General features: G+C 67.9%; 10 protein-coding genes and 1 pseudogene. 5 read left to right on the top strand and 6 right to left on the bottom strand.

The genetic code is table 11. The features are described 5' to 3' along the window. Positions 1-6: 6 nt before the first annotated feature. Together CCS01_RS15155 and CCS01_RS15150 are read right to left on the bottom strand one after the other, a co-directional pair. Positions 7-339: a hypothetical protein gene (locus CCS01_RS15155; protein ID WP_104519638.1), complete on the bottom strand. Its 333-nt coding sequence runs from the start codon at positions 337-339 to the stop codon at positions 7-9. A gap of 11 nt (positions 340-350) precedes the next feature. Further along, positions 351-968, bottom strand: a complete 618-nt coding sequence (locus tag CCS01_RS15150) for a hypothetical protein (protein ID WP_104519637.1) — start codon at positions 966-968, stop codon at positions 351-353. Positions 969-1,070: 102 nt separating this feature from the next. On the opposite strand from CCS01_RS15150, the gene CCS01_RS15145 reads away from it, so the two are divergent. Both CCS01_RS15145 and CCS01_RS15140 read left to right on the top strand, forming a co-directional pair. After that, positions 1,071-2,354 carry an amidase gene (locus CCS01_RS15145; RefSeq protein ID WP_104519636.1) on the top strand — a complete coding sequence of 428 codons (1,284 nt, stop codon included), beginning with the start codon at positions 1,071-1,073 and terminating at the stop codon, positions 2,352-2,354. A gap of 1,945 nt (positions 2,355-4,299) precedes the next feature. Continuing rightward, the gene (locus CCS01_RS15140) at positions 4,300-5,478 is read left to right on the top strand and encodes a calcium-binding protein (RefSeq protein WP_104519635.1); all 1,179 of its coding nucleotides are present in this window, start codon (positions 4,300-4,302) and stop codon (positions 5,476-5,478) included. 17 nt (positions 5,479-5,495) lie between these two features. Here the strand turns inward: CCS01_RS15140 and CCS01_RS15135 are convergent, their stop codons facing one another. From CCS01_RS15135 to CCS01_RS15120, 4 genes are all read right to left on the bottom strand, one after another. Beyond that, positions 5,496-6,851 (bottom strand): class-II fumarase/aspartase family protein, encoded by a 1,356-nt coding sequence (locus CCS01_RS15135; protein ID WP_104519634.1) that lies wholly within the window; start codon positions 6,849-6,851, stop codon positions 5,496-5,498. Between the two features lie 96 nt (positions 6,852-6,947). Further along, a complete protein-coding gene (locus CCS01_RS15130) occupies positions 6,948-7,841 on the bottom strand; it encodes an SMP-30/gluconolactonase/LRE family protein (RefSeq protein ID WP_104519633.1) in 894 nt (297 codons plus the stop codon). A 274-nt stretch (positions 7,842-8,115) separates the two neighbouring features. Continuing rightward, on the bottom strand, positions 8,116-8,883 hold the full coding sequence (locus tag CCS01_RS15125; RefSeq protein ID WP_104519632.1) for a (Fe-S)-binding protein: 768 nt from the start codon (positions 8,881-8,883) through the stop codon (positions 8,116-8,118). Between the two features lie 12 nt (positions 8,884-8,895). After that, positions 8,896-9,579, bottom strand: coding sequence for a Tim44/TimA family putative adaptor protein (locus CCS01_RS15120; protein ID WP_104519631.1), 684 nt, complete (start codon positions 9,577-9,579; stop codon positions 8,896-8,898). A 146-nt stretch (positions 9,580-9,725) separates the two neighbouring features. Here CCS01_RS15120 and CCS01_RS15115 point away from each other — a divergent pair, with 146 nt between their 5' ends. The 3 genes and pseudogenes from CCS01_RS15115 to CCS01_RS35235 all read left to right on the top strand — a co-directional run. Continuing rightward, entirely contained in the window at positions 9,726-10,280 is a 555-nt protein-coding gene (locus tag CCS01_RS15115; protein WP_104519630.1) for a histidine phosphatase family protein, read from the top strand. Positions 10,281-10,393: 113 nt separating this feature from the next. Beyond that, entirely contained in the window at positions 10,394-10,927 is a 534-nt protein-coding gene (gene secB / locus CCS01_RS15110) for a protein-export chaperone SecB (protein ID WP_104519629.1), read from the top strand. A 710-nt stretch (positions 10,928-11,637) separates the two neighbouring features. After that, positions 11,638-11,733, top strand: a pseudogene (locus CCS01_RS35235) (IS5/IS1182 family transposase); the annotation flags it as partial.

The following is an 11,733-nucleotide window of genomic DNA, read 5'->3' as shown; positions in this document are numbered from 1 at the left end:
GGGCGGTCAGGGCGGCGGGGCGACGCTGCGCTCGGCGCCGGTGCCGGTGTTGCGCACACAGTCGTTGACCATCCTGTCGTGCGCAAACAACGCCGACAGCCCGCGGCTGGTGACGCCGGGCGTGTAGTTGGCCGAGAACGGCGCATTTTCCGAGGAATTGGCGCTGTAGATGGCGCCGCGGTTCTGCTGGTTGTACACCTCGTCGGCGCGTTGCCGGCAGGCCGCCACCGTCGCGGCGTCGGCGCGGGCCTGCGAACTCTGCGGCGCGGCGTCGCAGGCGGACAGCGCCAGGACGCCGGTCAGGGCGCACACGGACAGGCGGATACGGAGGCACGTCATGGATGGGCTCCTCAAGGGCGGGGCGCCGCCAATCCGTCTTCCGCCGGGGCTTCCAACTGGAAGCCGCCAACGAATCGCGACAGGCGCATGCGGAACCCGGTTTCGTCGAAGCGCGCCTCTTTCGTCAACGGCTGGCTGGCGGCGGCCTTCAGCAGGGCCGGATGGAACTCGGCGCCGTCGCGGGCCAGGTGCAGCAGCGAGCGGGCCCACGGGGCGCGGGCCAGCAGGTCGATCAGCGCCAGCAGGCGCAGGCACAGCGACAGGCCGTTGGCATTGCCGATGCCGACCGTGTTGTCCACCGCGCCAACCCAGCAGCGCGCGTCGCGATCGGCCAGCGCCAGGTCGGTGTGGCTGCCGTCCGGACGGGTGAAGCGGAAGCCGCGCACCGCGCCCTGGCGCTCGGCCAGGGCGGCGTCGCGGGCGGCGTACCAAGCGCGCTCAAGGTCGCGGCGCAGGACAGTCGGCAGAGCTTCGGGCGGCACGTTGACGCAATAGGTCACCAAGCCGCCCGGCGTGTGGCCGACGTGGATCGTATCCGGCCGTTGCCGGTGGGTGGACTGCTCCTGCGTTCTCATTGCCGGCAGGATGGACCCGCGCGGGGCGGTGCGCCAGTGGTGTTCGCGGGTCAAGGGGCGGATTGCAGCCATGTCCGCCCGGGCGCGCGACCCATGGGGTGGACCCGCGGGCGGTCCCGCGCCAGTCTTCCCTGGATCGGGGGGGAGGATCCAGCCATGTCGCATCAAACGCCAGGTGACCCGTGCCACCTCACGGCCACGCAGGCACTGGCCCTGATCCGGGCGGACGCGCTGCGGCCCGAGGCCCTGATGGAGGCCTGCCTGGATCGCATCACCCGGGTCGAGCCCAAGCTGCGGGTGTTCGCCTGCTTCGATCCCGCGCAGGCACGCGCCGCCGCGGCTTCGGTTCCCGCCGGTCCTCTGCAGGGGCTCCCCATCGGCGTCAAGGACGTGCTGGATGCCGCCGATCTGCCCAGCCAGTACGGCTCGCCGATATGGGCGGGCCACAGGCCGAGAGCGGATGCCGCCGCCGTCGCCTGGGCGCGCGCCGCCGGCGGGGTGGTCATCGGCAAGACAGTGACGACGGAATTCGCCACGCGGCATCCGGGGCCGACGCGGAACCCGGTGAACCCGGCGCATACGCCCGGCGGGTCGTCGTCCGGCTCCGCGGCGGGCGTGCGAGCGGGGATGTTTCCCCTGGCCTACGGCACCCAGACGGCGGGCAGCGTGATCCGCCCGGCGGCGTTCTGCGGCGTCGTTGGCTACAAGCCGACGTTCGGGCTGATCAACCGGGCGGGCATGAAGATCATGGCCGACAGCCTGGATACCGTTGGCGTGCTGGCACGGTCCGTCGCCGACTGCGCCCTGTTCGCCGGTGCGGTCTCCGGGCGCGACCTGGGCGACCCGGACGCGCAGCCGGCGCGGGCGCCGCGCATCGGCGTCTGCCGCTCGCCGTCCTGGCCAGCCGCGGCGCCGGAGACGCAGGCGCTGCTGGAGCGCGTCGCCACGGCGCTGGGGTGGGCGGGCGCGGCGGTCAGCGCGCGGGAACTGCCGGACGGCTATGCCGATCTGATCGAGGCGCACCCGATCGTCATGAATGCCGAAAGCGCGCGCTCGCTGGGCTGGGAACTGGCGCACCATCGCGATCGGCTGAGCGAGAGCCTGCGCGAGCGCATGGATTTCGGCCTGCGCCAGACCGAGGCGGCGCTCGACAATGCCTATGCCGTGTTCGCCCGCTGCCAGGCCGGGTTCTCCGCAGCGATGGAGGGGCTGGACGTGCTGGTCACGCCGGCGGCGCCGGGGGAGGCGCCGAAGGGGCTGGGCTGGACCGGCGACCCGGCGTTCAACTTCATCTGGACCTCGCTGCACGTGCCGTGCGTGACCGTGCCGGCCGGGACGGGGCCGAACGGGCTGCCGCTGGGCATCCAGGCCGTCGGGCGGCGCGGCGAGGATCGCGCGGTGCTGGCCTGGGCGCGCTGGGTCGAGGCGGCACTGGGCTGAGATGAGACCGTTGAGAACGTGGGGGCAAGCAGCCTGGCGGCGGTCCGCAGGGTTCGCTGCCGGACGGTCTCCACGACCGGCGGGGTCCCGAGCGGGAAGCGGTCGTCCAGCAACGCCCGAGCACGCCGATAGGGCGGCCGGGCGCCCATCTCGGCGAGGGACGCTCATACTCTGGCGTGCAACGATCGGGCATGATCTCACCGACCGGCGAGAGGGTCTGTCGCTGGCCCACGTTGCCTCGGCACGGGGCGAAACGGGGCACATGAACTGTCACGACCCCGAACAGCGAGCGCAATTGCCGGGGACGCCGATCCTTCAGCGGCCGTTGCACGCCGCATTGCGGGCAGTGGCGCCGGCTGCGACAGTATTTTTCTGTTTGCGCCTGAACCAGATGACGCTGCAACTCGGCCGGCAGCTGCTTGGCTTGCGGCTGTGTCAGGCCCGAGGTTTCGGCCGAACAGGCGGCCGGGAGGCAGCCACCGACATGCAGCTCGTGGATCTGCACGCTGCCATCCGCACCCCTCAGCTTCACCATCACGCGCCATTGCATCCGACCCTCACCTTCCACCAACCATCTGACATCATTGCCAATTATGATACCGGTCAGGGACTTGCGATAGAAGGTTGTCATGGCGCCAACAGAGGCTCGGCTCCGCACAACTCAAGCAACAGCCTCAAACCGCCAAGCCGGCTTGGACACTCCCCACATTCTCGACGGTCTCTTTACCAACCGCACAATCCAAGCCACGCATCCACTACCGATCAGAGTAGAGATGCACAACTATTGCGCCGCCGTCCGCCCCCAATCTCCATGCACTCCCGTCCTTCAGGTTCGACGCGATCTGTCGCAGATCCTCTGCCGTATGGGTGTCCCGCGTCACCGTCAATGGCGATCCCATCAACGTCTGTCCTGGTCCGAATGCCGTTTGAGGTTGCGAATCGAACTATGGACGCGCTGTCAACCAGGCGCCCGGCCGGGAGAGTCCTTCCTTATGCGGGTTGGTATGAGTTCACGAGCATCTGGCGCGGACCGCTCAATGGTTTCGATGCCAGTACTTTGTAGATATCGATGCGTGTTTGCGCATTCAGATGATGTCCGGCACGTGACATGGGGCTGCCGAGCCGCTGTCTGGGGGCATGCGGTGACGGCTCGTCCTGCCATGCCGGCGGTCGCTGGATGCGGCGGCGCGGTTGCCTCGGCGACGGAGCCTACACCAAAGGTCCGTTATGAAATGACATCTATTCGCAGATATAAAACATTTCCGTTTACAACATAAAGCCGATGATCCCGGCCGCCTGATCGCTGTTTGTTCATGTTCGGAGTCCAGCGCTCGCGCGTCGGCCAACATGGCTGGCCTTTCTGCACACGTACTTATTACCATGTCTAGACTTCAGGCGGGTTCATCGTCACTTCAGCGAGGCTGACAGAAACAGACGCTAAACCGTCGATCTGTCAGGGAATGCAGTCAACCTGCCAACAATCCTGGTCGTACCAGTGTGGCTGCCGGCTCAGTTCAGGCCTCCCCATTTGCATCACATCTTCGTAATCACGTTACAGGGCAGTCTTATTTTTTAGCTACAGTATTTTGCAGCAAGTGACGGGCGTCATGTATTGGAACAAACGGCATTGCAAGGCGCCCTTCCGGAGTCGCCATATTTCCTTCTGAAATGTTAAAACCCGGGTTCCTCCCGCTTCCGATCCGATTGAACAACGTAACTCGCGTCCGGGCTGCATTTGCCCGCGCACTCGCCAGACTCGCCGGGATATCTGCCATGCGCTACGCAAAAAAAGAAACGCCGGATCGCAAGCGCTGAAATATTGCGTGGCTGGTAACCCGTTGCGCCGCATGACAACCATGATGCCGCACACTCCCGACAGGCACTTTGAAGGCGCGAGGAAATGGCAAACGTCACCATAGGCGGGGGCAACCTCCAGACAGTTACTTTGACTTACGACACAACCTCGAAAGTTGCTTTAGCGCAGCAGATTGCCGCGCAGATCAGCGCGGAGGCCAGCGCGGGCAAGGTGGTGCTCGCGACCGACCTGGATCCTCCGGTGGTACCACCCGGGGACGTGGGCGTGTTCCTGCAGACCGGCCAGGGGGTGGTCACCCTGCCGCCGGGCTTCACCGTCGATCTCGTCCAGACCGCCGGCAACGCGGCGCTGATGGGCAACGGCTCGGACAATCAGGCGATCCTGTCCGGTTCGGCGACCAACCTGACCTTCGTCGAGACCGGCGGGTCGGGGACAGTGGTGGCCGGTGGCGGCAACAACCGCTTCCAGGTCGGTGGACCGGGCAGCTGGTCGCTCAACACGGGCAGCGGCAACGACGTCATCGCGGCGCTCGGCGGCGGCGCCAACACCATTCATGCCGGCGGCGGCAACAACGCGATCCAGCTCGGCAGCGGCAGCGACCTGGTCGTTTCCATTGGCGACGACAGCATCCAGGGCGGCTCGGGCAACGCAACGGTCGACGCCAGCAATGCCAGCAGCGACTTCGTGCGCGGCGGCTCCGGCAACCTGCTGTTCCTCGGCGGCTCAGGCGGCGCCACCATCCTCGGCGGCACCGGCAGCGACACCTATTTCGGTTCGGCCGGCACCGTGAGCGGCGCGCAGCTGGTCATCGGCGGATCCGCCGGCAACAACCTGCTGTACGCCGGCGACGGCGCCGCGACGCTGATGGGCGGCGGCAACAACGACCAGCTCTATGCCTATGGCGCGAGCAACCAGGTGCTGATGGCCGCGGGCGGCAACGAAACCCTGTCGGCGGTGCTCTCCGGCGGCAACGACTCGCTGCATGCCGGAGGCGGATCGGACCAGCTGCTCGGTGGCACCGGCAACGACACCTTCGTCGGCGGCTCCGGCACTGCCACCGTCAACGCCGGCTCGGGCTCCGACGTCTACACCTTCATCAAGGGACAGGCGGGCGGAAGCGAGCTGGTGCAGGGCGTGTACGATGCGTCCGGCATCAAGATCAACCTGCAGGGCTACGGTCACGGCGAGGTAAACGCCGCGCTGGCGTCACAGGTCACGACCCCGGCCGGCGTGACCATCTCGCTGTCGGACGGAACGAAGGTCACGTTCCAGGACGTGACGGCCCTGCACCACTCGAACTTCATCTGACCGCCGGCGTTGCCAGGTCAGGCCGTGCCCGGCCTGGCGGCCGCCAGCACCTGGTCGATGAAATCCTGCGCGCTGCCAAGGTAGTTCGCCGGATCGATCAGCTTTTCGATCGCGTCGCGGCCGAGGCGGGACGACACCGCCTCGTCCCGGCCGAGCGCATCCGCCAGCGGAACGTCTTCCTTCAGCGCCACGTCGCAGGCCCGCTTGACGGCATGGTGCGCCTCGCCGCGGCCAAGCACCGGGGCAAGGCCCATCATTACGGCCTCCGAAACGATCAGGCCGTGGGTGAGACCGAGATTCGCCCGCATGCGCGCCGCGTCCACCACCAGCCCCTCGGCGACAGCCCGCGCGTGCAGCAGCGCGCCATGCGTCAGCACAAAGGCCTGCGGCAGCGCCAGCGCCTCGGCCTGCCAGGGGCCGGTGGCGCGCTCGTGGTCCTGCGCCATCGCGCCCTGCATCACCGGCACCAGCCCCTGCACCGCGCGCGCCGCCGCCAGGATATACTCCGAGGCGATCGGGTTGCGCTTCTGCGGCATCGTCGAGGACTGCCCACGCCCGGCGACATAGGGCTCCGCCGCCTCGCCCAGCTCGGTCTGCGCCAGCAGGATGACGTCGGTGGCGAGCTTTGCCAGCGAACCGCAGGCCAGGCCGAGGAAACCGACGGTCTCGGCCAGCGCGTCGCGGCAGACGTGCCACGGCGCCAGCGGCACGCCCAGGCCGAGCTCCGCCGCCAGGGCCCGCATCACCGCGATGCCCTGGCCGCCGAGCGAGGCCAGCGTGCCGGCGGCGCCACCGAACTCGACCACCTGGACGCGCGGGCGAAGCTGGCGGAGGCGTTCCAGATGAGCAATGAACGGCATCGCCCAGGTTGCGCATTTCAGGCCGAAGGTCGTCGGCAGCGCTTGCTGCAGATGCGTCCGCCCCGCCATCACGGTACCCCGATGCCGCTCGGCCTGGGCCGCCAGGGCGGCCAGGACGGCGCGCAGGGCGGCCTCGACCAGGTCCAGCCCTTCGCGCACCTGCAGCACGGTGGCGGTGTCCATGATGTCCTGGGTCGTCGCCCCCCAGTGCGTCCAGCCCCCGCCCACGCCCGCCGCCTGCGACAGGCCGGCAACCAGACCGACGACAGGATAGCCGACATTGCGGGCGCTGGCGGCGAGGTCCGCGGGGCGGAGGTTCTCCATCTTCGCTGCCGCAATGATCGCGTCCGCGGCGTCGGCCGGGATGATGCCCATGCGGCCCTGGACGCGGGCGAGCGCCGCCTCGACGTCGAGCATGCGCTGGAAATACGCGGTCTCGTCGAACACCGCGCGCATGGCGTCGCTGCCGTAGAGCGTGCCGAGGATGGGGCTGTCGGCCGGGTTGACGGGCATTTCGACTGTTCCTCCTGCTCGTTTTGCCGAGGGTTAAGCCAGACGAGGACGGCAAGGGCAACCGGGCGCGCGCCTGGACGGGTTCGCGGCCTGCCGTCAGCCCGCGAACCCGTGCCGTGGAATCCCATGCACGCCAGGGCGGAAACGGAACAGCCCGCCGGCATGTGGCTCGGTCACCTTGTGCAGCAGGTTCAGCCCGGACGCGGCCGAGGTCACGTACAGCATATCCAGGTCGGGGCCGCCGAACGCGCACATGGTCGGCTGGCTGACCGGCAGCTTCACCTCCCGGTCGATCTTGCCGTCAGGCGTGAAACGAATCAGCCGGCTGCCGCCATGGATCGCCGACCAGTAGCAGCCCTCGGCATCGACGGCGGATCCATCCGGCACGCCGAGCGCCTCGGGAATCCAGGCGAAGATCCGGCGGTTGCTGATCCGGCCGTTCCCGGCATCGAAATCGAACTGGTAGATGCAGTGCTGCTTGCTGTGGGCGACGAACATGGTGCGCCCGTCCTTGCTCCAGGCGAACCCATTCGGCGTGAAGCCAAGATCGGGCTGGGGCACCAGGCCGGTGCTGCTGGTGTAGTAGAACAGCGGGCCTGGCTCGGGCTCGGCGGTGTCCGTTTTCGGCTCGAACATCGTCCCGATCCAGAACCGCCCCTGGCCGTCGCATTCGCCTTCGTTGAAGCGATGGGTCGCGGGATCGTAGGGCGGGTCCGCAAGCCGGGTGAGTTGATCGCTGTTCAGGTCCAGCCGGAACAGGCCGGACCGCAGGGCAACCAGGGCGGCGGCCTCGTTGTCATACAGGGCAAAGCAACCGATTTCGGACGGCAGCGGCCAGGTCCTGGTGGCACCGCCGGATGGGTTGAAGCGGTGCAGCGCAGGCGCCTTGACGTCGATCCAGTAAAGCGCCTGCTCGGTCATGGACCATGTCGGTGATTCGCCGATTTTGGCATGAGCGTCCAGACTCAGTTCGATTTCATGATGCGGCATACAACGACCTCGTGCTCAGGAAGCGACTGGTTCCTGAACGCCTGATCGTGGCGGAAGATACCGAACGGGCTGGCCGCGCCGGGATCATGCATTTGCGCGCTGGAGGTGTCGTGACCTGCCTGCCGGGCAGGCGACAGATGCCTTGATCACGTGTCTGGCGCCGCGCCAGGCCTCCCTGGTTGCGGCGGTTTCCGCCCTTACCCAAGCCCGTACAGGCTGATGTATGCAGAAACCGGACTTCCCATAGCCGCCGCCCGATAGCGGCAACGGCGCCCTACTTCGTCTCGCCGATGGGCGGCACCTCATTGGTCATCCCGGCCAGCACCTCGGCCACGTGCCGCGCATGCACGCCGTGCCCCTCCCGCTCCAGCCGCCCGGCGATGTTGAGCAGGCAGCCCAGGTCCCCGGCCAGCACGGTATCGGCGCGGGTCGCCACGATGTCGCGGGTCTTGTCCGACACCATCCGCACCGAAATGTCCGGATACTTCACGCAGAACAGCCCGCCGAAGCCGCAGCAGATCTCTGGCTCCGTCATCTCCACCACCGGCACGCCGGCGGCCGCGAGCAGATCGCGCGGCTGCTGCCTGATCCCCAGTTCCCGCAGACCGGAGCAACTGTCATGGTAGGTCACCGTGCCGGCGATCCGCGTGGTCCCGGTGTCCTTCACGCCCATCACATCCGTCAGGAAGCTGACCAGTTCATAAACCCGAGTCGCCAGCGCGTCGGCACCCGCCCGCAGGTTGGGATCATCGTCGAACAGGTGCGGCACATGCTGCTTCAGCATCGCGGCACAGGACCCGGACGGCGCCACGATGTAATCGTAACCCGCGAACGCCTCCAGAATGCCGGTGGCGAGGTCGCGGGCGGTCTGCCGGTCGCCGGAATTGTACGCGGGCTGGCCGCAGCAGGTCTGTGCCCGCGGCACCTCCACCCGGCAGCCGGCGCGCTCCAGCAGCCGGATCGCCGCAAAGCCGACCGACGGCCGGTGCAGATCGACCAGGCAGGTCACGAACAGCGCGACCCGAGGCTTTCTCCCCTCCATGCGGCGCGTGCGTCAGCCGCTGCGGGCCGCGGCCAGACGCCAGGTCGGGTCGCGCTGCGACAGGTCGCGCTCGAACGTCCACATGTCGGTGATCTCGGTCACCGCGTCGGTCCCGGCCACTGGCCGGCCGTTGCGGTCCTTGGTGTAGCTGATCTGGTCCGACACGATCCGCACGGTCACGTCGCCGACGGTGCCGCGCAGATCGGCGTCCTCGATGGCAAGCTGCACGATCGCGCGGATCTCGCTGACCTGGACCTCGCCCGCCTTTTCCCGCGCGCTGATCGCATCCTCGAACGCCCGGTAGGTCTCGTCGGACAGCAGCGTACGCAGCCCGGCGCGGTCGCCGTTGGCGAAGGCCGCGACGATCATGCGGAAAGCCTGCTCCGCGCCGGCGAGGAACCGGACGGGGTCGAAGCCGCGGTCAACCTCCCGCATCCGCGCGAGGGTCTGCCCGGTGGGCGACCCGGCCGGAGGAACACCGCCTGGTGGCGCGGGCGCCGGTGCCGGCTCGGCGCGGCCCTCGATGGTCGGCGGCGCCTGCGCCGGACGGCCCATCGGCGGCTGGAATGGCGGGGGCGGCGTCTGCTGCTCGAATCCGGTGCGCTTGCCCAGAATGCTGCGCAGACGCAGCACCAGGAAGGCCGCGATCATCCCAAACAGTATCAGATCGATCGGAAATCCGCCGCTCGAACCCATGATTATGACTCCTTAGCCTGCACAGAGATAGGCGCGAAACCCGGCCGTGACAAACGAATCCGCGGGAAATTCATCGTCAGGCGACTCAATCCCGGTATTCCTGCCCCGGGCTTGCCGCCCCGGGCGCGCTTTTGTAGGAGCCGCGCATGATCCTGCTGCGTCATGGCCAGAGTGAATTCAACCTGCATTTCGGCGCCAGCCGCCGCGATCCGGGCATCGTCGATCCGCGCCTGACCGAGCTTGGCCACAGCCAGGCCGAGGATGCCGCGCGCCAACTGGCCGATGCGGGGATCGCGCGCATCATCGTCTCCCCCTACACGAGGGCATTGCAAACCGCCCGGCCGATTGGCGCGTTGCTGGGCGTGAAGGTGCAGGTCGATCCGCTGGTGCGGGAGCGCTTCGCCTTCGCCTGCGATATCGGCTCGCCGCGCGCGGCGCTGGAGCGCGACTGGCCGGAGCATGATTTCTCGGCAATCGAGGAGGTGTGGTGGCCGCCGGCGGAGGAGACCGAAGCGTCGATCCTGGAACGCGCCGCCCGGTTTCGCGCCGCGGTGGCGGCCTGCGCGGACTGGGCCAGCACGTTGGTGATCAGCCATTGGGGGTTCATCCTCAGCCTGACGGGGCAGAGCCTGGCGAACGGGCAATGGGTACGCTGCGATCCGGCCGCGCCGCCGCCGCACCGGATCGTCTGGAGCGCATGATTGCCAGGGCGGCATGAAACGCCGGTGGCAATCGACCGTCAGGCGTGCTACCCGGCGGCGACCATCGTATGCCCTGCGCAGCAGGCGGCGCGATTTTGACAACGGAGTTACGCATGTCCGAAACCAGCCCCACCCCGCCTCCTGCCGGCCAGGCGCAGCCGCCGCTGGTGGTCAACATCCAGTATGTGAAGGACCTGTCGTTTGAGGTCCCGGGCGCGCCGCAGATCTACACGCAGCTGCGCAGCCAGCCCCAGGTCGCTATCAACCTGGACGTCCAGGCGCGGCGGCTGCGCGACGACCAGGGCGTGTTCGAGGTTGCGCTGGTGATCAAGGCCGAGGCGCATGAGCAGGCGCAGCAGACCAATGGCCAGGGTGGGGGCGAGGCGAGCGGCTCGGGTTCGGTGGTGTTCGTCGCCGAACTGACCTATGCCGGCGTGTTCACGCTGACCGGCCTGCCGGACAACGCCATCGAGCCGGTGCTGCTGGTCGAATGCCCGCGCATCCTGTTCCCGTTCGCCCGCAACATCCTCTCCGACGTCACCCGCGACGGCGGCTTCCCGCCGGTGCTGCTGCAGCCGATTGATTTCGTTGCCCTGTGGCAGGCACGGCGCGCGGCGGCGCCCGAGGGCACCAGCGCCGTCGTCTGACACCTGGCGGCGCGCGAGGCCGTAGAGAGTTGTCGAACCGGACATTGGAGTCTGGAGCGCTTGTTGTTCGGCCGCGGTCCGGGACAGCGCGTCCCCGACGGGGACAACGTGGCCGATGGCGCATGTCTGTTCGCACAGAGATGAACGGAGCAACGTGAAGGGCCACTGAGGATCAGTGGGACATCGCGCGGCTTCGGTGCGGATGTTGCCGTCGTGGCTGGCCGGTTCATTGGTCCGGCCGGGCGGCGACATCCGGCGGCGCCTGCGGGACCGCATTTTCATCCGGCTGATCCGACCCGCCCTCCTCCGACAGCAACAACCGCACCAGTCCGCGCAACGTCCCCCTGATCCTCAGAGGCCCTCCGCACCCCTCAGTTCATCTCTGTGCGAACAGAAATACGCCATCAACCACGCTGTCCCCACCGCGGAGCCACCCGTCCCGACCCGCAGTCGAGCCGGAACAACAGACCCCCGACTCAATTACCCTTCCAGCCAAACCGCAAGCCACTCCTGAACCCCACGCCCAACCCGTTCAAACAGCCTCTCAAACCCGGCGCCGGCAGCGCTCTAGGGCGTGTCGTCAATTGGAGCCAGCCGAGTGAGTCTGGGCTGCAACAGTGCGGCGGAATCGTTGATCAACAAGCGGCTTCCCGATTCCAGCAGCCCCGGTTCTTCGATGCATAGGCAGTCAGCTTTGGAGAGGCTGACCGATGCATCGACATGCCTTGCGCGACGACCAGTGGGAGCGGATCAAGGACCATTTGCCGGGCCGTCCGGGGTCCGTTGGCGTGACCGCTGCGAACAAC

Source organism: Rhodopila globiformis (genome assembly GCF_002937115.1).
GTDB lineage: Bacteria > Pseudomonadota > Alphaproteobacteria > Acetobacterales > Acetobacteraceae > Rhodopila > Rhodopila globiformis.
The sequence above is the reverse complement of the archived record's forward strand: the minus strand, read 5'-3'. Positions and strand labels throughout refer to the sequence as shown.